24 protein-coding genes are annotated in these 25,047 nt (G+C 63.3%); 4 read left to right on the top strand and 20 right to left on the bottom strand.

What is annotated here, in order from left to right:
• Window position 1 precedes the first annotated feature (1 nt).
• The 3 genes from C9427_RS22260 to C9427_RS22250 are packed head-to-tail and all read right to left on the bottom strand — an operon-like array spanning window position 2 to window position 2,834.
• Window positions 2-718, bottom strand: a complete 717-nt coding sequence (locus C9427_RS22260) for a FadR/GntR family transcriptional regulator (protein ID WP_107651233.1) — start codon at window positions 716-718, stop codon at window positions 2-4.
• 2 nt (window positions 719-720) lie between these two features.
• A complete protein-coding gene (locus C9427_RS22255) occupies window positions 721-1,890 on the bottom strand; it encodes a mandelate racemase/muconate lactonizing enzyme family protein (protein ID WP_107651275.1) in 1,170 nt (389 codons plus the stop codon).
• Between the two features lie 56 nt (window positions 1,891-1,946).
• Entirely contained in the window at window positions 1,947-2,834 is an 888-nt protein-coding gene (locus tag C9427_RS22250) for a sugar phosphate isomerase/epimerase family protein (protein WP_107651232.1), read from the bottom strand.
• A 400-nt stretch (window positions 2,835-3,234) separates the two neighbouring features.
• Between C9427_RS22250 and C9427_RS22245 the strand changes: the two genes are divergently transcribed.
• The 3 genes from C9427_RS22245 (at window position 3,235) to C9427_RS22235 (ending at window position 6,523) form a co-directional block, all read left to right on the top strand.
• Entirely contained in the window at window positions 3,235-4,290 is a 1,056-nt protein-coding gene (locus tag C9427_RS22245; protein ID WP_107651274.1) for a sugar phosphate isomerase/epimerase family protein, read from the top strand.
• A 158-nt stretch (window positions 4,291-4,448) separates the two neighbouring features.
• Window positions 4,449-5,636, top strand: coding sequence for a Gfo/Idh/MocA family protein (locus C9427_RS22240; protein ID WP_107651231.1), 1,188 nt, complete (start codon window positions 4,449-4,451; stop codon window positions 5,634-5,636).
• Between the two features lie 32 nt (window positions 5,637-5,668).
• Window positions 5,669-6,523, top strand: a complete 855-nt coding sequence (locus C9427_RS22235) for a sugar phosphate isomerase/epimerase family protein (protein WP_107651230.1) — start codon at window positions 5,669-5,671, stop codon at window positions 6,521-6,523.
• Between the two features lie 18 nt (window positions 6,524-6,541).
• Here C9427_RS22235 and phnE (C9427_RS22230) read toward each other — a convergent pair whose 3' ends face one another.
• From phnE (C9427_RS22230) to phnG, 12 genes are all read right to left on the bottom strand, one after another.
• Window positions 6,542-8,089, bottom strand: a complete 1,548-nt coding sequence (gene phnE, locus C9427_RS22230) for a phosphonate ABC transporter, permease protein PhnE (protein ID WP_107651229.1) — start codon at window positions 8,087-8,089, stop codon at window positions 6,542-6,544.
• 4 nt (window positions 8,090-8,093) lie between these two features.
• Entirely contained in the window at window positions 8,094-9,068 is a 975-nt protein-coding gene (gene phnE / locus C9427_RS22225; protein ID WP_107651228.1) for a phosphonate ABC transporter, permease protein PhnE, read from the bottom strand.
• A 73-nt stretch (window positions 9,069-9,141) separates the two neighbouring features.
• Window positions 9,142-10,050, bottom strand: a complete 909-nt coding sequence (gene phnD, locus C9427_RS22220; RefSeq protein ID WP_097577229.1) for a phosphonate ABC transporter substrate-binding protein — start codon at window positions 10,048-10,050, stop codon at window positions 9,142-9,144.
• A gap of 145 nt (window positions 10,051-10,195) precedes the next feature.
• Window positions 10,196-11,062 (bottom strand): phosphonate ABC transporter ATP-binding protein, encoded by an 867-nt coding sequence (gene phnC / locus C9427_RS22215; protein WP_107651227.1) that lies wholly within the window; start codon window positions 11,060-11,062, stop codon window positions 10,196-10,198.
• Window positions 11,063-11,227: 165 nt separating this feature from the next.
• The gene (locus tag C9427_RS22210; protein WP_107651226.1) at window positions 11,228-11,938 is read right to left on the bottom strand and encodes a DUF1868 domain-containing protein; all 711 of its coding nucleotides are present in this window, start codon (window positions 11,936-11,938) and stop codon (window positions 11,228-11,230) included.
• An 87-nt stretch (window positions 11,939-12,025) separates the two neighbouring features.
• On the bottom strand, window positions 12,026-12,643 hold the full coding sequence (locus C9427_RS22205; RefSeq protein WP_107651225.1) for a DapH/DapD/GlmU-related protein: 618 nt from the start codon (window positions 12,641-12,643) through the stop codon (window positions 12,026-12,028).
• Entirely contained in the window at window positions 12,640-13,347 is a 708-nt protein-coding gene (gene phnL, locus C9427_RS22200) for a phosphonate C-P lyase system protein PhnL (RefSeq protein ID WP_107651224.1), read from the bottom strand. Before phnL ends, C9427_RS22205 begins: the two co-directional genes overlap by 4 nt.
• 2 nt (window positions 13,348-13,349) lie before the next feature.
• Window positions 13,350-14,126, bottom strand: coding sequence for a phosphonate C-P lyase system protein PhnK (gene phnK / locus C9427_RS22195; RefSeq protein WP_065009749.1), 777 nt, complete (start codon window positions 14,124-14,126; stop codon window positions 13,350-13,352).
• Window positions 14,123-15,034, bottom strand: coding sequence for an alpha-D-ribose 1-methylphosphonate 5-phosphate C-P-lyase PhnJ (locus tag C9427_RS22190; protein WP_107651223.1), 912 nt, complete (start codon window positions 15,032-15,034; stop codon window positions 14,123-14,125). The genes phnK and C9427_RS22190 overlap by 4 nt, the downstream gene beginning before the upstream one ends.
• Window positions 15,031-16,143 carry a carbon-phosphorus lyase complex subunit gene (locus C9427_RS22185; RefSeq protein ID WP_107651222.1) on the bottom strand — a complete coding sequence of 371 codons (1,113 nt, stop codon included), beginning with the start codon at window positions 16,141-16,143 and terminating at the stop codon, window positions 15,031-15,033. The genes C9427_RS22190 and C9427_RS22185 overlap by 4 nt, the downstream gene beginning before the upstream one ends.
• A 1-nt stretch (window position 16,144) precedes the next feature.
• On the bottom strand, window positions 16,145-16,756 hold the full coding sequence (phnH, locus tag C9427_RS22180; RefSeq protein WP_107651221.1) for a phosphonate C-P lyase system protein PhnH: 612 nt from the start codon (window positions 16,754-16,756) through the stop codon (window positions 16,145-16,147).
• Window positions 16,756-17,217, bottom strand: a complete 462-nt coding sequence (gene phnG, locus C9427_RS22175; RefSeq protein WP_107651220.1) for a phosphonate C-P lyase system protein PhnG — start codon at window positions 17,215-17,217, stop codon at window positions 16,756-16,758. The genes phnH and phnG overlap by 1 nt, the downstream gene beginning before the upstream one ends.
• A 132-nt stretch (window positions 17,218-17,349) precedes the next feature.
• Between phnG and phnF the strand changes: the two genes are divergently transcribed.
• Window positions 17,350-18,114, top strand: a complete 765-nt coding sequence (gene phnF / locus C9427_RS22170) for a phosphonate metabolism transcriptional regulator PhnF (RefSeq protein ID WP_425351673.1) — start codon at window positions 17,350-17,352, stop codon at window positions 18,112-18,114.
• A gap of 146 nt (window positions 18,115-18,260) precedes the next feature.
• On the opposite strand, the gene C9427_RS22165 is transcribed toward phnF, so the two are convergent.
• The 5 genes from C9427_RS22165 to C9427_RS22145 all read right to left on the bottom strand — a co-directional run bounded on the left by C9427_RS22165 (window position 18,261) and on the right by C9427_RS22145 (window position 24,811).
• Window positions 18,261-19,280: a zinc-binding alcohol dehydrogenase family protein gene (locus tag C9427_RS22165; RefSeq protein ID WP_107651219.1), complete on the bottom strand. Its 1,020-nt coding sequence runs from the start codon at window positions 19,278-19,280 to the stop codon at window positions 18,261-18,263.
• Between the two features lie 71 nt (window positions 19,281-19,351).
• The gene (locus tag C9427_RS22160; protein WP_107651218.1) at window positions 19,352-20,317 is read right to left on the bottom strand and encodes an ABC transporter permease; all 966 of its coding nucleotides are present in this window, start codon (window positions 20,315-20,317) and stop codon (window positions 19,352-19,354) included.
• Window positions 20,314-21,867, bottom strand: coding sequence for a sugar ABC transporter ATP-binding protein (locus tag C9427_RS22155; protein WP_107651217.1), 1,554 nt, complete (start codon window positions 21,865-21,867; stop codon window positions 20,314-20,316). Before C9427_RS22155 ends, C9427_RS22160 begins: the two co-directional genes overlap by 4 nt.
• A gap of 88 nt (window positions 21,868-21,955) precedes the next feature.
• Window positions 21,956-22,951 carry an ABC transporter substrate-binding protein gene (locus C9427_RS22150; RefSeq protein WP_107651216.1) on the bottom strand — a complete coding sequence of 332 codons (996 nt, stop codon included), beginning with the start codon at window positions 22,949-22,951 and terminating at the stop codon, window positions 21,956-21,958.
• 354 nt (window positions 22,952-23,305) lie between these two features.
• On the bottom strand, window positions 23,306-24,811 hold the full coding sequence (locus C9427_RS22145; RefSeq protein ID WP_107651215.1) for a UxaA family hydrolase: 1,506 nt from the start codon (window positions 24,809-24,811) through the stop codon (window positions 23,306-23,308).
• Between the last annotated feature and the right edge of the window lie 236 nt (window positions 24,812-25,047).

Raw genomic sequence — 25,047 nt, 5'->3', positions numbered from 1 at the left:
GTCAGACCTGTTCCAGCGCCGGGCTCTGAGGTTCCGTCCCGCCACCTTCGATCAGGCCCTTCCAGTAGCTTTCCGCGCCTTGCAGATGGGCGCTCATCAGCGCCTGGGCGAGGTTGCCGTCACGGCGCAGCAGCGCCTCGTAGATCTGGATGTGCTCGGCATGCGAGCGCAGGCTGCGCTCGGGATCGTTGAAATAGATCGGCAACCGCTGCTGGCCCATCATGTAGTAGACGCTGCACACATTGTGAAAGACGCTGTTCTTGGTCGCCCGCACGATCTCGAGGTGAAACTCGCGGTCCTCCTTGGCGAGGCCTTCGCCGGCCGCAATGCGCTCCTCCGAAGCTTTCAGAATCTCGCGCAGCCGCTCGAAATTCTCCTCCGTGGCGCGCGAACAGGCCAGTTCCGCCGCCTTGATCTCGTGTATCTTGCGCAATTCGACCGTTTCATAGATCCGCACCGGATCAAGCGGCAGGCCGGCCCGTGCGAACAGCGCCATCGCCTCGACGCTGGCCTGCTTGGTGTCGATATAGATGCCGGATTTGGCGCGGCGCTCGACGATGCGCATGGCTTCGAGGATGGCCAGCGCCTCGCGGATCTGGCCGCGGCTGACGGCGAAATGCTCGGCCAGTTCACGCTCCGACGGCGTCCGGCCCGTCCCCTTGTCGGAGTGGGAGAACAGATAAGCGGCGAGCTCGGCCAGAAGGTTCTTTTCTTTCATTGTCAACTGCGTTGCGCGTGCGCCTCCAGGAACCGCTCTGAAATGGTGAACCCCAGTCCGGGTTTCTCGGGGATCGCTATCATACCGTCCTTTGCTTCGACAGTCTCCTCGACCAGGTCGTGGATCATCGGGTTGGCGCCGAGCGAGTATTCCACGGTGAAGCTCGCCGGAGAGGCGGCGCAGACATGGAGCCCGGCAAAGAAGCAGGGCGCACCGGCCCACAGATGAGGCGCGAAGCGCAGATTGAAGGCGCTGGCGATGGTGCCGATCTTCATCGCCTCGCTGATGCCGCCGCAGAAGGCAGGGTCCGGCTGGAAAATATCGGCCGCCTTGAGCGTGGCGAGGTCGCGGAACGCGTAGCGCGTCGCTTCGCTTTCGCCGGTGGCGATCGGGATGGAGCCGGAGGCCCGCACCTCGGCCATCCCTGGTTTGTCGTCGGCGATGACGGGTTCTTCGAACCAGGCCAGATCGAGATCGCCGGCGAGATGGATAAAACGTTTGGCTTCCGCCACTGTATAGGTGCCATGGGCATCGACCATCAGCTCGACTGCCGGGCCAAGTGTCTGTCTTGCGGCGCGGACGCGGGCAGCGGAAATGTGCGGAGCGCCGTCCATGGCGCCGACCCGCATCTTCAGCGCCTTGAAGCCGCCCTTGGCGATGTAGGACTTCAATTGGTCGCCGATCGCCTCGCTGGAGGCCCAGCCGCCGGAAGCGTAGGCCGGCATGCGGTCAAGCTTACGGCCGCCAAGCAGCCGCCAGACCGGGACCCCGAGCGACTTGCCCAGAATGTCCCACAGTGCGATGTCGACGGCGCTGATGGCGGCGACGCTGACGCCGCGCCGCGCCAGTTGCGGCATGGCGTGGCCGGCACATGCGGCGGTGTCGTAGCGCACGCCGTTGTAGAGCCTCTCCCAGATTACCCCGATGTCGGCCGGATCGCTGCCGATCAGTTGCGGGCCGATTTCGTGGTTCAGCATGTGGACGAGGGCGCCATAGCTGCCGGCGCTACCGGCGGCATTCTTGCCTTCACCCCAGCCGACCAGCCCGTCGTCAGTCTCGATGCGCAGGATGGCGGCGTCGAACGTCGTCACCTGACCGAAGTCGCTGCGATGCTGCTTCGCGGCTTCGATCGGTACGCGGACCCACCAGGCTTGGACCGTCTTGATGCGCATGTTCATCCCCGGCCCCACCGCCGGCGGGCGGAAGGGCTCATTCCCAATCGGATCGGCTACTTGATCAGCGGCAGCAGCGTTTCGGCGGTGATGCGCATCTGGTCGGTGTAGAATTTCTCGGTCAGCACGCTGGAGCCGTGATCCTGGATGAATTTCAGCTGTTCGGGCGAAATGTCGACCGGGTGGCGCTCGACCATGTCGGGATAGGGTGCGGCCGGCGTGCGGTCGACAGGGGCGACGAACTCATTGGTCAGCGCGCCGTCATAGCCGACCTCCTTCAGCGTCGCGACGATCTTCGGCCAGTCGATCTGGCCGAGGCCTGCGGCAAAGCGGTTATTGTCGGCGACGTGGAAGTCGAACAGTCGTTTTCCCACCTTACGGATGGCGTCATAGACGTTAAATTCTTCCATGTGGATGTGGTAGGCGTCGAGGCAGACGCCGCATTCGGGGCTTACCGCGTCGGCCAAGGCGAGGGCCTGGGCGCCGCGGTTGAACAGATAGGTCTCGAAGCGGTTGAGCGGCTCGACCGCGATCTTGACGCCGACCTTCTTGGCATGAGTGAAGCATTCCCGGGTGGCGTCGACCACCCATTTCCACTCTTCCTCCTCGGTGCCGTCCGGCACCACCTTGCCGACGGTCGCGGGAACCAGCGTGATGATTTCGCCATCAAGTTCGCTGACCATCGTCAGCACGTCCTTGACATACTGCACCGAGCGTTCGCGCTGGCCCTGGTCCTTGGCGGCGAGGTTGCGCTCGCCCAGCATCAGCGTCACCGCGCCCCAGCAGCGAATGCCGTGCTCCTTCAGGAGCGCGCGCGTTTCCTTGGTCTTGTACTGCTCGGGTTCGCCGGAAATCTCGATCGACTCGTAGCCGAATTTCTTGATGCGCTTGAGCGTCGTCTCCAACGGCTCGGCCCGCATCCAGTTGTGCGTCGAAAGATGCATGGTCTATCCTTCCCAGAAATCGCCCGTCACGTTTCCCGCGTCCGTCCCCCAGCGAGGTCCGCCGCATGATTCCTCCCCAGGGACGCTCCAGTGCTTTTCGACTAACTGGTTCGACCAATTGGGCTGGATGGCAGGTCTACAGCAAATTCCCCTGGACGGCAAGAAGTCGCGTACTGCAACCTGTCTCTCCGGTTACTCCGTTGAATGTATTACAATATTTTTGCATTCTGTGATGATTGACGGCGCTTCGGCGGCAGGTCCGGCCGCTTGACCGTTCGGCCATATTTGGTAATACCAGAATGGCGACACAAACAAGTGTCTTCGGGAAAACACCAAACGGGCTGGCCCCACTTCCAATCGGCGCTATGCTTGGTCATGCAAACAACGAGGGAGGATGCCGATGCCGTCGACGATGAAGGGTCCAGGCCTGTTTCTGGCGCAGTTCGCGGGCGACGCCGCACCGTTCAATTCGCTGGCCTCGATCACCAAATGGGCGGCCGGGTTGGGCTACAAGGGCGTGCAGATCCCGACCTGGGACAGCCGGCTGTTCGACCTCGAGAAAGCAGCGTCTTCCCAGGTCTATTGCGACGAGGTGAAGGGCATCTGTGCCGACGCCGGTGTCGAGATCACCGAACTGTCGACGCATTTGCAGGGGCAGTTGGTGGCGGTGCATCCGGCCTATGACGCGCAGTTCGACGGCTTCGCGCCGCCTGCGGTGCATAACAATCCGAAGGCCAGGCAGAAATGGGCGGTCGAGCAGATGCAGTTCGGCGCCAAGGCTTCGAAAAATCTCGGGCTCAAGGCGTCGGTGTCCTTTTGCGGAGCGTTGGCTTTTCCTTACCTTTATCCTTGGCCGCAACGGCCGGCGGGATTGATCGAGGAAGCGTTCGCCGAACTGGGAAAGCGCTGGAAGCCGATCCTCGACGTCTATGAGGACAATGGTGTCGACCTTGGCTACGAAATCCATCCCGGCGAGGACGTGTTCGACGGTGCGACCTTCGAGATGTTCCTCGATGCGGTTGGCGGCCACAAGCGCTGCAACATCAACTACGATCCGTCGCATTTCCTGCTGCAGCAGCTCGACTATCTCGAATTCATCGACATCTATCACGAGCGGATCAAGGCGTTCCACGTCAAGGATGCAGAGTTCAACCCGACCGGCAGGCAAGGCGTCTATTCCGGCTACCAGAGCTGGACCAACCGGGCCGGGCGTTTCCGCTCGCTCGGCGACGGGCAGGTTGATTTCGGCGGCATCTTCTCCAAGCTTGCCCAATATGACTATGATTCATGGGCAGTGCTGGAATGGGAATGCTGCCTCAAGCATCCCGAGGATGGTGCCGCCGAAGGCGCGCCCTTCATCCAGCATCACATCATCAGGGTGACGGAAAAGGCATTCGACGATTTTGCCGGCGGCACGACCGACAAGAAGATGCTGCGCGCCATGATGGGAATTTGAGGCGGCTTACCCTCCCCCTCAAGGGGAGGGTCGATCCGCGCAGCGGATCGGGGTGGGGTCGCTGGGCGTAGAGCTCGGCATGAACCGACCCCTCCCGGCCCTTCGGGCCTCCCTCCCCGCAAGGGGGAGGGGTATCTCAGACACGAGGGAGAAAAATCATGGTCGGCGCATCGAAGTCGGAAACGGGAGGCGGCCCGATCCGCTATGGCATGGTCGGCGGTGGGCAGGGCGCCTTCATCGGTGCCGTGCACCGGATCGCGGCGCGCATGGACAATGATTTCGTGCTGGTCGCCGGCGCGCTGTCGTCGGATCCGGCGCGTGCCAAGGCATCGGCCGCCGAACTCGGGCTCGACCCGGCGCGTAGCTATGGCTCCTTCGCCGAAATGGCCAAGGCCGAGGCCAAGCGGCCGGACGGCATTGAGGCGGTGGCCATCGTCACGCCCAACAATGTGCATGTGCCGGCGGCGAAGGCCTTTCTCGAAGCCGGCATCCATGTCATCTGCGACAAGCCGCTGGCCACCACGCTGGCGGAAGCAAAGAAGCTTGCCGCCTTGGTCGAGAAGACCGGCAAGGTGTTCGTGCTCACCCACAATTACACCGCCTATCCAATGGTGCGGCAGGCGCGCGAGATGGTGGCCAAGGGTGTCCTCGGCGACATCCGCATCGTGCAGTCGGAATATCCGCAGGACTGGCTGACCGAGGACCTAGCGGCGACGGGGCAGAAGCAGGCGTCCTGGCGCTCCGATCCCAAGCAGGCCGGTGCGGGTGGCGCGCTAGGCGACATCGGCACGCATGCCTACAATCTGGCGCGTTTCGTCTCCGGGCTGGAGCTTGACGCGCTGTCGGCCGATCTCGATGCCTTCGTGCCGGGGCGACAGCTCGACGACAATGTCAATGTGATGCTGCGCTTCAAACCCGTCGGCAAGACGCATCCGGCCAAGGGCATGTTGTGGGCGAGCCAGGTGGCGCCCGGCCACGAGAACGGGCTGAAATTGCGCATCTACGGTACGAAGGGCGGGCTGGAATGGGTGCAGGCCGACCCAAACTATCTCTGGTACACACCGTTCGGCCAGCCGAAGCAATTGCTCACCCGAAATGGCGCCGGCGCGCTGCCGGTCGCGGGGCGTGTCAGCCGCGTGCCGTCAGGCCATCCGGAAGGCTATCTCGAAGGCTTCGCCAACATCTACCAGGAGGCGGCCCGCGCCATCCGCGCGGCGCGCAGGAAGGGTGGCAAGCCGGCAAAGGATGTCGTCTTCCCGACCATCGAAGATGGCGTCGAAGGCATGGCCTTCATCGAGGCCTGCGTGAAGTCGTCGAAGAAGAATGGGGCGTGGACGAAGCTCTAAAACAACCGAGAACTCAGGGGGAGGGGGCGTCGATGAAAATCGGCATGTGCATGCTCTTGTGGACAACGACCGTTTCGAAGAAACACGAGCCGCTGCTCCGGGACATCAAGGCGACCGGTTTCGACGGCGTCGAGATCCCGATCTTTTCCGGCACGCCGGACGATTACAAAAAGCTCGGCGCGCTGCTTGACCGCATCGGGCTGGAACGCACCGCCGTTTCGGCCATGGGCGATCCGGCGATGAACCTGATCTCGGCCGATGGCTCAACGCGCAAGGCCGGCATCGACTACATGAAATGGGCGATCGACTGCGCTCAGGCGCTTGGCGCGAGCACGTTGAGCGGCCCGCTGCATTCGACATTGGGCGCCTTCTCCGGCAGCGGGCCGACAGCGGCGGAAAAAAAGCGTTCGGTCGCCTCGCAACGCGCCATCGGCGACCATGCCGGCAAGAGGGACGTCACCATCGGGCTGGAGGCGCTCAACCGCTTCGAATGCTACCTGTTCAATACGATGGACGATTTGTCCGAGCATATCGACGCCATTGACCGGTCGCACATCAAGGCGATGTACGACACCTTCCACGCCAATATCGAGGAGGCCGATCCGATCGGCGCCTATAGGCGGAACCGGAAAAACATCGTCCACATCCACATTTCAGAGAATGATCGCGGTGTGCCGGGCCGAGGCAATATTCCGTGGCAAGAGACGTTTTCGGTCATCCGCAAGTGCGGCTATGATGACTGGCTGACGATCGAAGCCTTTGGACGCTCGCTCAAGGATCTGGCAGCGGCCACCAAGGTGTGGCGCGATTTTTCGGAAAGCCCGGAGGCTGTCTACCGCGACGGCTACAAGCACATCAGGAACGGCTGGAAGAAGGCAGGCGCCTAGGGCGGCGCAGGCTTCCTCTCAGGCGATCTGAGCTGCCGGCAGCACGTGAGCGCGCCGCTCGTCATTGCCGTTTGGGGAGCCCCCCATCAGCTTGCGGCGGAGATAGCTAGAGATGTTGTCGAAGACAAAAACCACGACCAGGATCAGCAGAACCATATAGAACACATTGGCCCAATTGGTGTTGGTGCGCATGGCCTCCCACAATTTCAGGCCGATGCCACCGGCGCCGACGGCGCCTATGATCGTCGCTGACCGCGTGTTCGATTCCCAGAAATATAGGGATTGGCTAAGGAATACCGGCAGAACCTGGGGCAGCACGCCGTAGCGCTGCACCATTGCCGGCGCAGCGCCAACCGAACGGATGCCCTCGCGCTGCTTGTCGTCGATGTTTTCCAGCGCCTCGGAATAGAGTTTGCCCAGGGTTCCGGTGTCGGTGAAGAAGATCGCCGACATGCCGGCCAGCGGGCCCGGACCGAAGCCGCGCGTGAAGAACAGCGCCCAGATCAGCATGTCGACAGACCGCTGGAAATCGAAGAAGCGCTTTGTTACCTGATTGGCTATCCGGCTCGGCGTGACGTTGCGCGCAGCCAGGAAGGCGAGCGGAAAGGCGACGATCGAGGCCAGAACCGTGCCGACAAAAGCCATGACGATGGTTTGCAAGAGTTTCAGCCAGACGTCGCCGTGCTGCCACTCGGCATTGTTGAGGATGTTGTCCCAGGCGAGCGCTGCGTTTGACCGTGACGGGTCGATGCGTGCCCCGGAAACGATCAGTGAAGCGACCTCACTGATCGGCTTTCCCCAGAATGGCGAATTCGTGTCGAACACGAAATTGGCCCAGCCGAAAAAACGTCTCCAGGCGATCACTTCGTCATTTTGCACCTCGGCGCGACCGAGAAAGCCGAACGAGACATAGGCTGTCGAGCCTGGCCTGCGTTGCTCGATCCAGTCAGGCAGCGGTGTGCGCGGCGTCACAGAACTGTTCTTGGCGATGTCGAAGGTGACGCTTTCGGCGCCGCGTGTCACGGTGACAAGGTTTGGCGTGATGGCGATCTGCCCATTGCCAAGGGCGACGGTCGCCGCCACGACGGCGTTTTCGCGCACTATTTCAGACGCAGCCGGAACCGATTGGCCTGACGGGGCGGCCGGGTTCTCAGCGGTTGGCGCACCAGGCGCCATAAACGAATCCTGCGACGACTTGTTGGTCGCGATCACTGGTGCTGGCGCTGCGTCGACCCGCCGTTCGATCACGGCCATCTGCTTGGTCACCCAGTCGGGGTTTGGATTGGATCCCAGCTTGGAGAAGCGGGAGTAGTTGATCGTCAGGTGGTTGTCCTTGAACTCGATGTCGGGCCGGATTTCGTAGGATACCCAGTCAGCGAGATAGGCGCCGGCAAGGTTCCAGTTCGCTTTTTCGAGAACGGCGCCGACCGAGAAAAACCACGCGCAATAGAAGGTGTAGAGAATGCAGAGAAGGATGCCGATCGGGGTGGCATAACGCTTCCACAGGGATGGCCGGAATGCATCCGGATGGCGAGCGGCGATGTCGTTGATGGCGTCGGCGTTCATTGCGTTACTCTCCGCGCCCGTATGCGAACGCCTGTCTGCCGACAAGACGGTGTCTCAGCCATGCCGAAAACTGGTCGACGGCGACAATCGTGCAGAACAGCAGAAAGACGATGGCAATGGTCTTGGCCTCATGGCCTTGGCCGATCGAAAGACGCAGGGATTCGCCGATGCCGCCGGCGCCGACGGCGCCGAGAATGGTCGAGGCGCGCACATTGATCTCGAAGCGGAGCAGGAAATAGCTCATGAAGTTGGGCAGGACCTGGGGTACGATGCCGAACCATACCCGTTCGACCCAGTTGGCGCCGACGGCCCGCAAGCCTTCTTCAGGCTTCATGTCGGCATTCTCGACCACTTCGAAGAACATTTTTCCGAGTGCGCCGACAGTGTGGATGCTGACCGCGAGGATCGCCGGAATGGGTCCAAGCGAGAAGATCGCCAGGAAGAAGCCGGCGATAACGATTTCGGGAAAGGCGCGGACAATTTCAAGGAAGCGGCGCGTGGTGAAACGCAGCCAGCGGCTGGTCGTGATGTTGCCTGCCGCCAGGAAGCAGAGTAGGAAACCGAATGTGGAGCCCACCAGCGTCGAAAACAGGGCAATGTTCAGCGTCTCGATCATCCGGTGGAAATACTCCGGAATGTAGATGCTTTGGGTCAGGTAGACCCGGCCTTCGGGGTAGTCGAATTTGAGGCTGCCATCGTCATAGGGGGACGGCAAGTCGAACAGCGCGCGCACCGGGTCGAACCAGTCGCGCGGCTTCAACTCGGTGAAAAAATCGGCGACGTGGGGAAGGCGGTCGAAGAACTTTCCGGCGTTGGTTTCGTTGGCGAACCAGAGCGAGCCGGAGAGTGCAAGAAGCAGGAAAACCAGGCCGCCGATCGTGTAAAGGCGCCGGCGGGCGGTCAGGTCGCGCCAGTGCCGCTCGACTGTGGCTCCCTCCGGTGAAAGCGCAGGCGCGCGGTAAACATCGGTCGCACTCATCGATAGATCCCCGGCCCCTGATGCGGCAACGCCGCCGGCGGCACATGGCCCCGGCGGCGTTGTGGCAGTTTGCTTACGAGCCGATCTTCGCCTTACGGGCGTCGATGATCGGCTGATAGAACGCCGGCGTAACCGGCGAATAGCCTTTGTAATCGCCACCTTGTACCGCCGAGAAACAGGCCGGATCGGTTTGCGGAAGATTGGTCAGGAAATCGGTGATCTTCTGCTTGGCGCCGGCGTCGATCGACGTACGCACTACCAGCGGGCCGTTCGGGATCAGCGGTGACTGCCACAATTCGACGAGATCGTCCATCTTGAGGACGCCCTTGTCGACCATCTTGCGCAGATTGCCCGAGCTGTAGCCGTCCTTGAAGTCGCCGACGCCGGAAGCCCAGGTGGTGCCGGCATCGAAGGTGCCTTTCAGCACTTCAAGGACAAGCTGTTCATGGCCGCCGCCGAAACCGGTCGAGGCGAAGTAGCTTTTCACATCCATGCCGATGTCCTTGGGCAGTGAAGTGACCGGGACCAGATAGCCCGAAGTCGAATCCGGATCGGCGAAACCGAGCTTCTTGCCCTTCATGTCGGCGAGCGTCTTGATGCCGGAATCCGCACGGGCGACCATGACCGAATGGTAGCCGGTCGAACCGTCGGTCTGGACCGTCGTCAGGATCGGTTCAACCGCGTCCTTGTTTTCAAGATAAACCTTGGCGTAGGCGGAAGCGCCCAGTTCGGCATAGTCAAGCGTGCCGCCGAGCAGGCCCTGGATGACGCCGTCGTAGTCGGCGGCCGGGAATAGCGAAACCTTCTCGACGCCGAGGACTTCCTTGATGTGGTCGGCGAAGCACTGGTAGTTGCGCAGACGGTCGGCTTCGTTCTCGCCGCCCAGAATGCCGATGCGGAACTCCTTCAGATCCTGTGCCTGGACCGCGCCCATCGCCATGGCGAGGATGGAAACGGCACCGAGAAGTATCTTTCTAAACATTCGCGTCTCTCCTGTTGGTTCCGGCATCGCGCCGGCAGCGTTCGAATTTTGACAGCGCCCTTGACGCGGGCTGGCGATCCAGGCGCTCTTTTGCCTGTCCATGATCTTTTTCGTATACCGGTATCCACTGGTTGGGATCATGGAGCTAGTAGCCAGGAAATGCGGGCTCGAGCGGTCCGGCGGATGCGGCGATTTTTGGCTTGATGGTGACACTGGTCGAGGTGATGGCCTCGGAGATTTCGCCGCCATTGCTGTCGGCGCCGTAGACCATGCGCACGGCCTCGCGGTTGAGGTCTTCGGGCGGGCCGTCGAACACGACCTTGCCGGCGGCCATGCCGATGATGCGGTTGCAATAGGTGCGCGCGGTATCCAGCGTGTGCAGATTGGTGACGACGGTGAGGCCCTCGCGCAGATTGATATCCTGCAGCGAATCCATCACCACCTTGGCGTTGAGCGGGTCGAGCGAGGCGATCGGCTCGTCGGCGAGGATTACCTTGGGCTGCTGCATCATGGCGCGGGCGATGGCGACACGCTGCTGCTGGCCGCCGGACAAGGTGCCGGCCGGCTGCAACGCCGTGCGGGCAATGTCGAGGCGCTCGAGCGCCGCGATCGCCTCGGCCCGTTCCTCGCGGGAGAAGACGCCGAGCAGATTGACAAGGGTCGATCGATGATTGAGCCGGCCGAGCAGCACATTGGTCAGCACGTCGAGGCGCGGCACCAGGTTGAACTGCTGAAAGATCATGGCGCAGTCACGCTGCCAGCGCCGGAGCGGCGAGCCGCGCAGCCGCGAAACTTCGGCGCCGTCAAAAAAAATCGACCCTTGGCTCGGATCGATGAGGCGGTTGATCATGCGCAAAAGGGTCGATTTGCCGGCGCCGGAGCGACCGATGATGCCGACCATCTGTCCGTGCGGGATCGAGATGTCGACATTGCTGACGGCAGTGTTCTTGCCGAACCGGCGCGTGACGCCGCGAATTTCGAGCGTTGCTGACATTTCTTGCGTTGCTGACATGGGGTAAGCTCCAGTCCAATCGCGGTTGAAGGTCTGTTAACCCTCGCTAGCGCAACGGCATGAACCTGCGGTGTCGGATTGATGTCAGTTTTGTTACCGCCCACAGGCGCGTCGAGAGGGAAGGCGAGTTGACCCAGACCCTGCCGTCTGGGCGGCATGCAGGGATCAGCCGAGGACCAGCAGTTCCTCGAAATGCTCCATGTCCCTGAAGCTGCAAAAGGCGGGTGGCCGCAGCTCGATCACCGGAGCCTGCCGGGCAAACAGCGAGAGGCAATCGTCGAACAGATCCTGCCATTCGGACGCTTTTTCGTCCGCCAGGCGACGGATCTGGTAGGCGAACGTGATGTGGAAGACGTAAGCATCGTGGTCGGGATGCCGGTATCCGAACGGCACTGCCAAGGCATCGCGCCATTCGCGCATGATACGCACGTCCTCATCGTTCGCGCCGGCAACGGTCAAGCCCGTCGGCACGACATCGATCACTTTGACCTTGAAGGCATCGCGACCTTCGAAGCCGTTCAGGCGTTCCTGATAGAGGCGGGTCATGTCGTCGATGCTGGTGTCGAGCGGCACATCCGCCGGCCAATAGGGAAGCCTGCGGCGGTATTCGATGATGCCCTGGAACAGGGTCATGTGCAGGCTGGAGACCGGCGTGAAGGCCAGCCGGTCGGCATCGGGCATGGCGCGCATCCGCTCACGCACTTCGACCACCACTGCCTCAGACGGCGAGCCGTTGACGAGATGGCAGACAACGGTGTTGCCGGGCTCGTTGAGAAAATTACCTGAGGTGTCGTAGCGCCTGCCGAGATGCACCGGAGGGGTCGGGTTGGTGCCTTCGAAAAATCCGGTGAGCGAGGATCTTGGCTTGTCGAGCATGGCGATCTCCAGGGAAAGACCGCGTCCTGTCCGAGTCATGTGTCAGGGATATGAAAGGGAGCCCGCCCGTGACAATGTGGTGATGACCTATCCGCCGTATTTCTCCAGAAAGGCTTCCGCCTCCAGCGCGCGAAAATCGTCGAGCGCGGCGCGCAGCCGGGCGTGATCCCAGTCCCACCAAGCCAGCGCCTGATAGCGTTCCGCCGTGCGGCGGTCGAAGCGCTCGCGGATCGGTCTGGCCGGCACGCCACCGACGATCGTGTACGGGGCGACATCCCTGGACACGACAGCCCCGGCGCCGACCGCGGCGCCATCGCCGACGGTGACGCCGGGCAGGATGGTCGAGCCATGGCCAAGCCAGGTGTCGTGGCCGATGGTGACGCGCCTGGCGCGTCGTTGGGCAAAGAACTCGCTCTCGTGCTCGGCGTCGTCCCAGTAGTCCGAGGCGCGGTAGGTGAAATGGTGCAGCGTCGGCCGCCAGGTTGGATGGTTGGTCGCGTTGATGCGCACGCTGGCGGCGATGTTGGAAAACTTGCCGATCGTCGCGCACCAGACGGCGCAGTCCTGCATCATGTAGGAATAGTCGCCGAGCGTGCTTTCCGAAACCCGGCTGCGGTCGGCGATCTCGGTCCAGCGGCCGAGCGTCGAATTCTCGACCTGCGCCGTCTCATGGACCAGCGGCGCTTCCGACAGCTTCTTGCTCATGCGGCGATTTTCCCGGCGGCGAAGGCGGTCACGTCGATGATGCGGTCGGCCACCGCCTCGCGCACGTCATGATCGTGGAAGATGCCGAGCAAAGCGACGCCCGCGGCCTTCTTGGCGGCGATCAGCGCAATCACCACGTCGCGGTTCCTGGCGTCGAGCGATGCGGTCGGCTCGTCGAGCAGCAGGATCGGGTGCTCGGTGATGAAGCCGCGCGCGATGTTGACGCGCTGCTGCTCGCCGCCGGAAAACGTCGCCGGCGGCAGCGCCCAGAGCTTTTCCGGCAGGTTGAGCTCAGCCAGCAGAGAACGAGATTTCTCCCGCGCGATCTCGCGTTCCTCGCCGCGCTCGACCAGCGGCTCGGCGACGACATCAAGCGCCGAGACGCGCGGTACGGTGCGCAGGAACTGGCTGACATAGCCGATGGTTTGCCGGCGCACGGCAAGCACCGTGCGCGGACTGGCTGTCGCGAGATCGATGAGACCGTCATCATGCTGGACGATGATCTGTCCTTCGTCGACGGCATAGTTGCCGTAGAGCATCTTCAGGATCGAGCTCTTGCCGGCGCCGGAAGGACCGCCGAGCACCGCGCATTCTCCGGCCTGGATCGAGAACGAGACGCCGGCGACAACGGGCAGCCTGATGCCGTCGCGCAGATGCATGGTGAAGCTCTTGGCGACGTCGGAGACAACAAGAGGAGTTGCCATGGTCACACCTGCAATATCGAGGAAACAAGGAGCTGGGTGTAGGGTGCGCGCGGATCGTCGAGCACGCGGTCGGTGAGGCCGCTTTCGACGACGCGACCGTCCTTCATCACCATCATGCGCTGAGACAAAAGCCGTGCCACCGCAAGATCGTGGGTGACGACGATCGCGGCGAGGCCAAGATCGGTGACGAGGCCGCGCAACAGGTCAAGCAGGCGCGCCTGCACCGAGACGTCAAGGCCGCCGGTCGGCTCGTCCATGAACACCAGCCGCGGCCCGGTGACGAGATTGCGAGCGATCTGCAGGCGCTGGCGCATGCCGCCGGAAAAGGCGCGCGGCTCGTCGTCGATGCGGTCCTCGTCGATCTCGACGCGCGACAGCCAGTCGACGGCGGTGGCGCGGATCTTGCCATAGTGGCGGTCGCCGACCGCCATCAGCCGTTCGCCGACATTGGCGCCGGCCGACACCGTCATGCGCAGCCCGTCGGCCGGGTTCTGATGGACAAAGCCCCAGTCGGTGCGCATCAGGAAGCGGCGCTCCGCCTCGCTCATGCGGTAGAGCTCGCGGAACTGGCCGTCGCGCATGCGGTAGCTGGCGGTGCCGGAAGAGGGCAGCAGCCTGGTCGACAGGCAGTTGAGCAGCGTCGTCTTGCCCGAACCGGATTCGCCGACGACAGCCAGCACTTCGCCGGGCCACAGGTCGAAGGTGACGTTCTCGCAGCCGACGCGCGAGCCATAGAATTTGGACAGCGCCGAGACGCGCAGCAGCGGTTCGTCGGTCATTGCGCCGGTTCCATTTTTTCTGGGGCAAGACGGGTTTCAGGCGCGAGATGGCCGCGATGGCCCTCTTCGCGGCGCTTCTCGCAATGATCGGTGTCGGAGCAGACGAACATGTGGCCGCCATGGTCGTCGAGGATAACCTCGTCGAGATAGACATTCTCGGCCGCGCACAGCGCGCAGGGCTGATCGAAGGTCTGCACTTCGAACGGATGATCCTCGAAGTCGAGGCTGACTACTTCGGTGAACGGCGGCAGTGCATAGATGCGCTTCTCGCGGCCGGCGCCGAACAATTGCAAAGCCGGCGAATTGTGCATCTTCGGATTGTCGAATTTCGGCGTCGGCGACGGATCCATCACATAGCGGCCCTCGACCTTGACCGGATAGGCGTAGGTGGTGGCGATGCGGCCGTGCCTGGCGATGTCCTCGTAAAGCTTCACATGCATGAGGCCGTATTCCTCCAGCGCGTGCATCTTGCGCGTTTCGGTTTCACGCGGTTCGAGGAAGCGCAAAGGTTCGGGGATCGGCACCTGATAGACCAGCACCTGGCCGGCCGCCAGCGGATGCTCGGGGATGCGGTGGCGGGTCTGGATGATGGTCGCCTTGGCCGTTTCGGTGGTGACCGCGACATTGGCGACCTTCTTGAAGAAGGCGCGGATCGAGACGGCATTGGTGGTGTCGTCGGCGCCCTGGTCGATGACCTTCAGCACATCGTCCGGGCCGATGATCGAGGCGGTAACCTGCACGCCGCCAGTGCCCCAGCCATAGGGCATCGGCATTTCGCGCGAGGCGAACGGCACCTGATAGCCGGGGATGGCAATGCCCTTGAGGATCGCGCGGCGGATCATGCGCTTGGTCTGCTCGTCGAGATAGGCGAAGTTGTAGGTGGCGATATCGGTTGGTTGTGCGGTCATTCCGCGGCCTCCCTCTTCTCTTCGGCCTTGCCGGCATTTTCGCGGGCATCGTGCTCGGCGCGCATGCGGCGCACGAGGTCGAGTTCGGCCTGGAAGTCGACATAGTGCGGCAATTTCAGATGCTCGACGAAGCCGGTCGCCTGGACGTTGTCGGAATGTGAGATGACGAATTCCTCGTCCTGGGCCGCGGCGACGACATCCTCGCCGAATTCGGTTGCACGAAGAGCGCGGTCGCAGAGCGCCATGGCCATCGCCTTGCGCTCGCTTTGGCCGAAGACAAGGCCGTAGCCGCGGGTGAATTGCGGCGGCGCCTTGGCGGAACCCTTGAACTGGTTGACCATCTGGCACTCGGTGACGCGGATGCTGCCGAGCGGCACGGCGAAGGGCAGTTCCGGCACGTCGAGTTCCAGTTCGACCTCGCCGATGCGGACCTCGCCGACGAAGGGATGGTTGCGGGCATAGCCGCGCTGGGTGGAATAGCCGAGCGCCAGCAGGAAGCCCTCGTCGCCGCGTGACAGCGCCTGCAGGCGGATGTCGCGCGCCATCGGGAATTCCAGCGGTTCGCGGGTGATGTCGCCAGGGATATGGTCCCGCGGCATGTCGCCGTCGGGTTCGATCAGACCCTCGCGGGCGAGGATTGCGGAGACGCGCGGCATGGCTTCCGCTTCGTTCTCGCGGCGCAGCGGCTCCTCGACGTCGCCGCCGGCGGCAAGCTCGGGATCGAGCAGGCGATGCGTGTAGTCGAAGGTCGGGCCGAGAAGCTGGCCGCCGGGCAGGTCCTTGTAGGTCGCCGATACGCGCCGCTCGACCAGCATCGCGCCGGTTTCGACCGCCCTGGTGTAGCCGAAGCGGGGCAGCGTGGTGCGATAGGCGCGGACCAGGAAGATCGCCTCGATCATGTCGCCGCGCGCCTGGACGATGGCAAGCGCGGCCAATTCACGGTCGTAGAGCGAGCCCTCGCTCATCACCCGGTCGACGCCGAGCGCCAGTTGCTCGACGATCTGGTCGAGGCGAAGTGCTGGCACCGAGCGGTCGCCGCGCCGGCGGTCGGCAAGCAGGCGATGGGCGTTGGCGATTGCGGCTTCACCGCCCTTTACCGCGACATACATCTCACGCCTCCATCGTCTTGATACGCGTCGTGCGCGGCAGGCAGGCGATGCTGTCGGCGGCGGCCAGGATGATGTCGACGCCACGCGGGAAGCGCTGGCTGTTCTGCTTCCATTGCTCGACGAAATGACGCGGCATCCGCGCCGGCGCGATCGTTGCGGTTTTCTCGATGCCGGGGCCTTGAAGCAGCAAAGGCGTGCCCGACGTGAGATCGCTCACCTGCAGGATCAGCGTGGTCGAACGGTCGGGATAATCCTGGGTGCCTTGCGAAAAACCGTCGAGCGCCATCATCTCGGCCGGCGCGGCGATCAGCGCAAAATGCGCATCGGCCGGCGTGTTGGCAAGCGGCGCGCCGGCGTGGAAGCCGAGCCAGGATTTCACCGCCGCCGAGATCTGCAAGGCAGGGTCGAGCCAGAGCGGCGTGTCATTGTCGCACAGCGCCAGGGCGACGGCGCCGGCCATAGCAGACAGTGGTGCCGGCGGATGGGCAAAGGCCGGAAGGGGCTGCACGCTGCCCGGCTGGGCCATCGCGTCCATGACGGCGCGAAACACCGTCTGCGCGTTGAACACCGGATCGGCAAAGCCGCCTTCGATCGATTGCGTTGCGATCTCCATCAGTCTTCTCCGCGCACCATGGTAAAGAAATCCACCTTCGTCGCCGCCGTCTCGGCGCGGCGTTTTTCGCGTGCTTCGTGTTGAGCAGCCCGCAGCGGTGCGACCAGCCTGGCCTCGATTTCGCCGCGGCGGGCCGGGTCCTGCCAGAGCGCGTCGGCGATCGCCGACAGTCTCGCCTTCTCCCGGTCGCGGCCGAGCGCATAGCAATGGCCGACCTGTCCGGCTGGCACCCGGACGGTGGCGCGGGTGACCGTCGCCTCACCGACATTGAATGGCGCGCCGCCACCGCCGATACGGCCACGCACGGTGACCAGGCCGGTTTCAGGACCACGCAGCAGTTCCGCCTCCGAAGGCAGTCCGGCCTCGTTCCAGAGGCGCACGATGTCGTCGCCGGAGGATTGCGCCAGCGTCGCCATCACGGCCTTGCGTTCGGCCTGTTCGCGCGCTTCCTGTCCTCGCATGGCTTGCACTCCAGTTGCGTAAAATTTGTCTATTGATATAGACAACTATACAATTTATACCTTTGCTTAGCGTGAGTCCATGACGAGTGCGTGACAAGCGGAAAATCGGGACAGGAAATGACCGGACAAGCGATGATCAAGAGGGCAATGGTCAACAGGCCGGTGGCCAAGAGCATCGAGCGGCGCAGCGGTGTCTCGCTGTGGCGGCAGATCGCGGACCAGATCCTGCATTCGATAGCGATCGGCGACTTCGTCGAGAACGCGGCGCTGCCGCCGGAGATGGCACTTGCCGACCGCTATGGCGTCAACCGCCATACGGTGCGCGCCGCGATCGCCGCATTGGTGCAGGAGGGGGTGCTTCGCGCCGAGCAGGGGCGCGGCACCTTCGTGCTGTCGCGCAAGCGGCTGTCCTATCCGATCGGCGCCCGCACGCGCTTTTCGGCCGGTCTGCAAGGACAGGCATCCGAGCGCCGCAGTGTGCTGCTCGAGGCTATTGTTGAGCCGGCCAGCCGTCGCGTCGCCGATGCCTTGAAACTTGCCAGAGGGGCCGATGTGATACGCCTAGAGGCGCGCGGTGAAGCCGACGGACAGTCCGTGTCACGCGCCACGAGCTGGTTTGAGGCCAGGCGTTTTGCCGGCATCGATGCGGCCATGGCGGAAACGGGATCGATCACCGCCTCGCTCGAACGCTTCGGTGTCAGCGATTATCTCAGGCAATCGACGGTGCTGTCGGCGCGCCATGCCGATGCCGCCGATCTCGCCGATCTCGACCTGCAGCCCGGCGCCATCGTGCTGGTCACCGTCGCCGTCAACGTCACGCCCGACGGCCAGCCGATCCAGTTCGCCGAGACGCGGTTTCCGGCCGAGCGGGTGGAGCTCAAATTGTCGGCGCTGTAGGTAGTGCCGGCCTTATACGAGACCGTGATTTATCTGACTCACGCTGATATCAGCTCGGTCGCGCTTACTTATCAGCGGCTTCGCGTTTGGGGGGTCGACCCTGCGCGGGGCGTCGTCAATTCGGGTCGGGTTCACCGCCTGCCATCTTATGACCCCACCTCGATCACAGCCTTGATCAGGCCGGATTTCTCATGCGCCCAGCGCGCGAGGTCGCGCGGCGTCTCATCAAGCGTCGTGCGATGGGTGACGAGCTTTGCCAGCGGCACCGCGCCGTTGCGGATCGAGGCGGCGACATGGTCGAAATCGGCGCGCAGCGCGTTGCGGCTGCCGATGAGCGTCATCTCGCGCTTGTGGAATTCGGGGTCGGAAAAGGCGATGTCGTCCTTGACGACGCTGACCAGGACCAGGGTTCCGCCATGCGCGACATGAGCGAAGGCCGATTGCACGGACCGGGTGTTGCCGGTGGCGTCGAAAACCATGTCGAAGGCCTCGCCGCCGGTCGCGTCCCGCACCAGATCGGCCGCCGCTGCCCGCGAACCGTCGAGGGTCGCGAAGCCAAGTTCGCTCGCGGCGAAGTCCAGCCGCTCCGTGCTCATGTCGAGCAGGCTCACATTTAGCCCGGCGATGCGGGCAAACAGTGCCGTGCCGAGCCCGATCGGGCCAGCGCCGATGACCAGCGTGCGTGCGCCGGGATCAGCCCGCGAGCGTCGCACTGCGTGCGCGCCGATGGCCAGGAACTCGATCGCGGCGGCGTCCGCCAGCGACAGGCCGTTGGCCGGATAGAGATTTTGCGCCGGCACCAGGATTTTCTCGCACATGGCGCCGTCGCGGTGGACGCCGAGCACCTCAATGCTGACGCAGCAATTCGGCTTGCCGTGCCGGCAGGCGATGCATTTGCCGCAAGCGAGATAGGGGTTGATGATCACGGCTTCGCCAATGGCAAGGTCGACGCCCTGGCCAGCCTCGATCACCGTACCGGACACCTCGTGGCCCATGATGCGGGGATAGGCGAGGAACGGATGCTTGCCTTCGAAGATGTGATAGTCGGTGCCGCAGATGCCGACATGGCTGACCGCGACCAGCGCCCAGCCGGACGGCGGGGCGCCCGGCACTTGGCGGTCTTCGATAACAAGGTCGCCGGGCGAACGGCAGACGACGGCTTTCATGCTTCTATCCAGTCGGTTCGTGGCGCCACCGGCCATCGGCTGTCGCCGAGGCCGGTGGCTTTGGATGGGGTCTATTTGCCGCGGCGGCGCAATCCGTCGAAATAGACGATGACGATGATCAGCGCGCCGGTGATGATGCGTTGCCAGAAGGCGTTGACGTTCAGCAGATTGGCGCCGTTGTTGATGGTGGCGAGGATGAAGGCGCCGAGCAGCGGCCCGTGCACCGAGCCGACCGCGCCGAACAGCGAGGTGCCGCCGATCACCGACGAGGCGATCGCCTGCAATTCCCAGCCTTCCGCCTGTGTTGGATTGCCGATGCCGATGCGTGAGGCGAGCAGTACGCCGACGAAGGCCGCGCACAGGCCAGACAGCGTGTAGGCCATGTAGATGGTGCGCTGGACATTGACGCCGGACAGACGCGAGGCCTCGGCGTTGGAGCCGACCGAGAACAGATAGCGGCCCCAGCGGCTGTGATGCAGGAAGATGTAGGCCGGGATACCGACCAGGATCACCATCCAGAACAGATTGGGGACGCCGAGGAAGGAACTGCGCGAGAAAAGCTGGAAGGCATCGTTGTTGATCGAGATCGAGTTGCCGTTGGTCATCAGCAGGCCGATGCCGCGCAGGGACGTCAGCGTCGCCAGCGTGATGATGAAGGGCGGCAGGCCCATCTTGACGATGCCGAAGCCATGGAACATGCCGATGGCGACGCCGACCAGCAAGGTGATCAGGATGGCGAGGAAGAGCGGTACCCCGGCATTGATCAGCATCGCCACGATGACGGTAGCGAAGCCAACGACGGCGCCGACGGAGAGGTCGATGCCGCCGGTGATGATGACGAAGGTCTGGCCGACCGCCAGGATCGCGATCATCGAGCCCTGCCGCAACAGGTTCGAAATGTTGTTGGCCGAGGCGAAACTCGGCGTCGCCACCGACAGGATGATCCACAAAAGAACCAGCAGCGCCAGCAGCGTCAGCCCGAACAGGGCGTTGTAGTTGCGCTTCGGCTTTTCGGCGGGAATAGCCTCCGTGCTCATGTCTGTCCTCCCAGCTTTTCTTGTTTCTCGGCGAGGGCCTGTGTGAGAATTTCCTCGTGATCGGCGGTGCGGAACCCATGCGTGGCCACCAGCTTGCCGCGCCGGAAGACGTGCAGCGTGTCGGCCAGTTCATAGACCTCCGGCAGATAGGACGAGATCAGGATGATGCCGGCGCCCTTGGACAGAAGCGCCCCGAACAGGCGATAGATCTCGGCCTTGGTGCCGACGTCGACGCCGACCGTCGGCTCGTCGAAGATGAACAGCTTGGCGCCATGGGCCAGCCATTTGCCGATGACGATCTTCTGCTGGTTGCCGCCGGACAGGCTGGAAGCCAAGGCGTTGCGTGTCGGCGTCTTGATCCTCAAATCGGCGATCTGGCGATCGGCCTCGGTCTTCTCCTGCGCATTCGAGATCAGGAGATTGTTCGAGATGCGTTTGTAGATCGGCAAATTGAGATTGAGGCTGACCGGCAAATTGAGGCAAAGGCCCTGGTCGCGGCGGCTTTCCGGCGCCAGCGCCATGCCAAGCCTGATCGCATCGTGCTCGGAGTTGACCTGGACCTCCTTGCCCTCCCAGAGGATCTGGCCGGCCGACTTGCGGTGGCGGCCGTAGAGCGTGGTGACGAATTCGCTGCGCCCGGCGCCGATCAGGCCGTAGAGCCCGACGATCTCGCCGGCGCGGACGGACATCGAGACATTCTCGAAACCCTTGCCCGACAGGTTCCGCGCTTCGACGATCACCGCGCCCGGTGTGAAATGCTCCTTGTGGTAGACTTGCTCGATCGACCGGTTGATCATCATCTTGACCAGCTCGGCATCGTTAGTCTCACTGATGTTCCTGGTGCCGACCAGCGTGCCGTCGCGCAGCACCGAGACGCGGTCGGCAAGCTCGAACACCTCCTCCATGCGATGGCTGATATAGATGATGGTGACGCCTTCGCCCTTCAGCCGGCGGATCAGCGTGAACAACTGGTCGGCTTCCTTGCGGGTGAGGTAGGCGGTCGGTTCGTCGAAGATCAGGAATTTGGTGCCGCGCACGGTGGCGCGGGCGGCGGCGATCAATTGCTGCTGGCCGATGGTGAGATCGCCAAGCACGACGTGCGCCGGCAGGTCGAAGCCGAGATCGTCGATGATCTTCTGCGCCTGCCTGACCATGGCCCGCTGCTGCAGGATGCCGAAGCGCGAATCCTCCTCGCCGAGGAACATGTTGGCCGCGACGGTGAGGTGGCGGCAAAGCACGACCTCCTGATGCACGGCATTGATACCAAGCGCCATCGCCTCGTGCGGGGTCGCCAGCGCCGCCGGCTGGCCTTCCCACATGACCTCGCCGGACGTGCGCGGCATAACGCCGGTCAGAAGCTTGATCAGGGTCGATTTGCCGGCGCCGTTCTCGCCGACGATGGCGTGGATCTCTCCGGCCTTGAAAGCGAGGTCCACCGGCTTCAGCGCGTGCGTGCCGGGATAGCGCTTTTCCAGCCCCTTCAGTTCGAGGATCGTCCTGCCGGGTTCCAGCGTTGGGGCCGGGTGTAGTTCCTGCGCCGTGGACGTCATGACAATCCTCCCAGACTGGCCTCACGATTGGCACGAGTGTAGGTCGTTTCCGGGGCAAAGCCCCGGAAACAGTGCGCCTGTGCAATGCTCAGTCGAGCTTCGGGTTGAGCAGCGCGTCGATCTTCGGCTCTTTCATGTTGGCCTTGGTCACCAGATTGGCGCCGGTGTCGACATTGGCTTCGACCTTCTCGCCCTTCGAGGCGGCAAGCGCCGTCTTGATGCCGTCGTAGCCCATCCGGTACGGATCCTGCACGACGAGCGCCGAAATGACGCCGTCATTGAGGAACTTGATCAGCTTCTCGTCGCTGTCGAAACCGACGAGCCCGACCTTGCCGGCAAGATTGTTCTCGGCGATCGCCTGACCGACGCCCTGCGCCATGATCAGGTTGGAGGCGAAGATGCCCTTGAGGTTGGGGTTGGCGGTGATCAGGTCGGTCGCGATGTTGAGGCCGGTCGTTGCCTGGCCGTCGGCATATTTGTCGGCGACAAGCTTCAGGCCGGGATATTTGGCGGCGAGCTGTTCCTTGAAGCCCTGGGCGCGCTGTTCGAGCGAGCCGGCGCCCGGAAGTGCGGTGATCAGGGCAACATCGCCCTCGACCTTGCCGCCATTGGCCTCGCCGATCGCCGCCGCCAGTCCGTCAGCGGCGACGCGGCCGCCCTGGATGTTGTCGGTGGTCAGGAACGAGGTGAAGGCCTTGGAGTCGGCGCCGGAGTCGATGCCGATGATCTTGACCTTGGTGGCGGCCTCGTCGATCGGCTTGCCGAGGGCTTTGGCTTCGGTCGGTGCGATGACGACGGCGGCCGGGTTGCCGGCGACGGCGTTTTCGAGGATCGAGATCTGGCCGTTGACGTCGGTCTCGGCCTGGGCGCCAAGTTCCGGCACGTTGACACCGAGGTCCTTGCCGGCCTTGCGGGCGCCGGCCAGAACGATCTGCCAGTAGAAAGAGGTGGTGTCCTTGACGATGATCGGAATGGTCACGTCCGCCGCCGAAGCCGGTGCCGAATGCACCACGCCGGCAAGCATCGAGGCGGCTGCAAGCGCCACGAAGGCGCGGCGGTTGAGAATGCTGGTCACGAATTTCATTTAGGATTCCTCCCTAAGTCGCCCGGTGAACGTTACGGAAGCCCCATTCGGATAGGCGCGGCCCAAACAGAACTTTATCAATAAAAAACATTTACCGCATTTTGATATTGCATCGGTCCGGCCGACGCAAGCGATGTTTCGTAACGTTTCCGTATGGCCCGGCAGGAAAGAGACTGCCCGTCGCCATTCAACTGTTCTCGATCCTCCCGACCGATATGGAATACCAATTCCATCTTTGTGTAAATATGGAATGTTCATTCTTTGTTGGGGTCGCAGGCGTTCGGCGCTTGTCGACTGCTCAGGGCGGTTCTGGTTCAGAGCGCGTGGCGCCGGATGGGAATCATGCGACATGCATCAGAGGGTCGCTCCGAGATGCCAGGGCACGAATTCATTGTCGCCGTAGCCGAACTGTTCGCTCTTGGTCTTGCGGCCCGAAGCGGTCTCGACGATCATCTCGAAGATCTCGCGTCCCATGCCGGCGATGGTCTTCTCGCCCGAGGCGATGACGCCGCAATTGACATCCATATCTTCTTCCATCTGGTGGTACATGGTCGAGTTGGTGGCGACCTTGATCGACGGCGTCGGCCGGCAGCCGAAGCAGGAGCCGCGCCCGGTGGTGAAGACGATGACATTGGCGCCGCCCGCCACCTGACCGGTGGCCGAGACCGGGTCGTAGCCGGGCGTATCCATGAACACCAAGCCGTGCCCGCTGACCTTCTCCGCATAGCCGAAAACGCCGTTGAGCGGCGTCTGGCCACCCTTGGCCACCGCGCCCAGCGACTTTTCCAGGATGGTGGTCAGGCCGCCGCGCTTGTTGCCGGGCGAGGGATTGTTGTCGATCGAGGCGCCGTGCTTGGCGACATGGTCTTCCCACCATTTGATATAGCCGTCGAGCTTGGCCGCGATCTCCGGAGTCGCGGCGCGATAGGCGAGCAGGTGCTCGGCGCCGTAGATCTCCGTGGTCTCGGAGAGGATGCCGATGCCGCCGACGTCGGCGAGGATGTCGACAGCGGCGCCCAGCGCCGGATTGGCTGTTATGCCCGACATGCCGTCGGAGCCGCCGCATTGCAGGCCGACGACGATCTCGCTGACCGGGATCGGCTCACGCTTCAACTGGCCGACTTCCTCGCAGATCTCGGCCAGCACGCCCATCGCCTTCTCGACCGATTTGCGCGAGCCGCCAGCCTCCTGGATGTTGAAATGACGTTTGCCGGCTGCGACGCCCTTCTGGCCGTAAAGGGTGAGCTGGTTGACCTCGCAGCCCAGGCCCACCATCAACACGCCACCGAAATTCGGATGCCGGGCATAACCGGCCAGCGTGCGGTGCAGCACCATCATGCCGTCGCCGGTGGCACTCATGCCGCAGCCCTGGCCATGGACGATCGGGACGAAGCCGTCGATCCCCGGATATTTCGGCAGCAGCTCGCGGTTGGCCTGATCGGCGATGGAGTGGCAGACGGTGGCCGAGCAGTTGACGCTGGCGAGGATGCCGATGAAATTGCGGGTGCCGGCGCGGCCGTCGGCGCGGCGGTAGCCCATGAAGGTGCGGGCGCGATCGGCCTCCGTCGCATGCTCGGCCTCGCTCGGCGGCACCACCGGCAGCCGCCCGGACTCGAAAACCAGATTGTGCGAGTGGACATGCTCGCCGGGTGCGATGGCTTCAGTGGCGCGGCCGATCGCCTGGGCGTATTTCACCACGGCCTCGCCGGCCGCGATGGGCTTGATCGCCACTTTGTGGCCGGGCTCGATCAGCGCGGCGGCGACGGCCCCGCCCGGCAATGGCGTACCGATCTCGATACGGCCATTGGCGACCGCGACATTGTCGGCGGGAGACAGAAGAATGCTGTTTGCGGCGTTCACGGGCGGTTTCCTGGGTATGGTCCTGGGATGGGCGCGGATTGACACGCGCTGCTTAACATATAATGTCTTTTATCGTGAAAAAACATTTTTGCGTCAATCGTTTTTTCATGGATGCGCCGGGCGTCTTGGGTCTTGCAGGGCGCTCCGGCATCGGAGCCGCGCATCCCTTTTGGAAAGCGATTCCGCTTTTCGGGGGCATACGCTAGGAACATCTGTCATATCGCGCTTCAAGCCAG

The sequence above is a fragment of the Mesorhizobium helmanticense genome (assembly GCF_003034915.1).
In the GTDB taxonomy this organism is placed as follows: domain Bacteria; phylum Pseudomonadota; class Alphaproteobacteria; order Rhizobiales; family Rhizobiaceae; genus Mesorhizobium; species Mesorhizobium helmanticense.
The sequence above is the reverse complement of the archived record's forward strand: the minus strand, read 5'-3'. Positions and strand labels throughout refer to the sequence as shown.

Coding starts and splice junctions, on each gene's coding strand:
- C9427_RS22260 (WP_107651233.1), bottom strand. CDS start 718: ATGAAAGAAAAGAACCTTCTGGCCGAGCTCGCCGCTTATCTGTTCTCC.
- C9427_RS22255 (WP_107651275.1), bottom strand. CDS start 1,890: ATGCGCATCAAGACGGTCCAAGCCTGGTGGGTCCGCGTACCGATCGAA.
- C9427_RS22250 (WP_107651232.1), bottom strand. CDS start 2,834: ATGCATCTTTCGACGCACAACTGGATGCGGGCCGAGCCGTTGGAGACG.
- C9427_RS22245 (WP_107651274.1), top strand. CDS start 3,235: ATGCCGTCGACGATGAAGGGTCCAGGCCTGTTTCTGGCGCAGTTCGCG.
- C9427_RS22240 (WP_107651231.1), top strand. CDS start 4,449: ATGGTCGGCGCATCGAAGTCGGAAACGGGAGGCGGCCCGATCCGCTAT.
- C9427_RS22235 (WP_107651230.1), top strand. CDS start 5,669: ATGAAAATCGGCATGTGCATGCTCTTGTGGACAACGACCGTTTCGAAG.
- phnE (WP_107651229.1), bottom strand. CDS start 8,089: ATGAACGCCGACGCCATCAACGACATCGCCGCTCGCCATCCGGATGCA.
- phnE (WP_107651228.1), bottom strand. CDS start 9,068: ATGAGTGCGACCGATGTTTACCGCGCGCCTGCGCTTTCACCGGAGGGA.
- phnD (WP_097577229.1), bottom strand. CDS start 10,050: ATGTTTAGAAAGATACTTCTCGGTGCCGTTTCCATCCTCGCCATGGCG.
- phnC (WP_107651227.1), bottom strand. CDS start 11,062: ATGTCAGCAACGCAAGAAATGTCAGCAACGCTCGAAATTCGCGGCGTC.
- C9427_RS22210 (WP_107651226.1), bottom strand. CDS start 11,938: ATGCTCGACAAGCCAAGATCCTCGCTCACCGGATTTTTCGAAGGCACC.
- C9427_RS22205 (WP_107651225.1), bottom strand. CDS start 12,643: ATGAGCAAGAAGCTGTCGGAAGCGCCGCTGGTCCATGAGACGGCGCAG.
- phnL (WP_107651224.1), bottom strand. CDS start 13,347: ATGGCAACTCCTCTTGTTGTCTCCGACGTCGCCAAGAGCTTCACCATG.
- phnK (WP_065009749.1), bottom strand. CDS start 14,126: ATGACCGACGAACCGCTGCTGCGCGTCTCGGCGCTGTCCAAATTCTAT.
- C9427_RS22190 (WP_107651223.1), bottom strand. CDS start 15,034: ATGACCGCACAACCAACCGATATCGCCACCTACAACTTCGCCTATCTC.
- C9427_RS22185 (WP_107651222.1), bottom strand. CDS start 16,143: ATGTATGTCGCGGTAAAGGGCGGTGAAGCCGCAATCGCCAACGCCCAT.
- phnH (WP_107651221.1), bottom strand. CDS start 16,756: ATGGAGATCGCAACGCAATCGATCGAAGGCGGCTTTGCCGATCCGGTG.
- phnG (WP_107651220.1), bottom strand. CDS start 17,217: ATGCGAGGACAGGAAGCGCGCGAACAGGCCGAACGCAAGGCCGTGATG.
- phnF (WP_425351673.1), top strand. CDS start 17,350: ATGATCAAGAGGGCAATGGTCAACAGGCCGGTGGCCAAGAGCATCGAG.
- C9427_RS22165 (WP_107651219.1), bottom strand. CDS start 19,280: ATGAAAGCCGTCGTCTGCCGTTCGCCCGGCGACCTTGTTATCGAAGAC.
- C9427_RS22160 (WP_107651218.1), bottom strand. CDS start 20,317: ATGAGCACGGAGGCTATTCCCGCCGAAAAGCCGAAGCGCAACTACAAC.
- C9427_RS22155 (WP_107651217.1), bottom strand. CDS start 21,867: ATGACGTCCACGGCGCAGGAACTACACCCGGCCCCAACGCTGGAACCC.
- C9427_RS22150 (WP_107651216.1), bottom strand. CDS start 22,951: ATGAAATTCGTGACCAGCATTCTCAACCGCCGCGCCTTCGTGGCGCTT.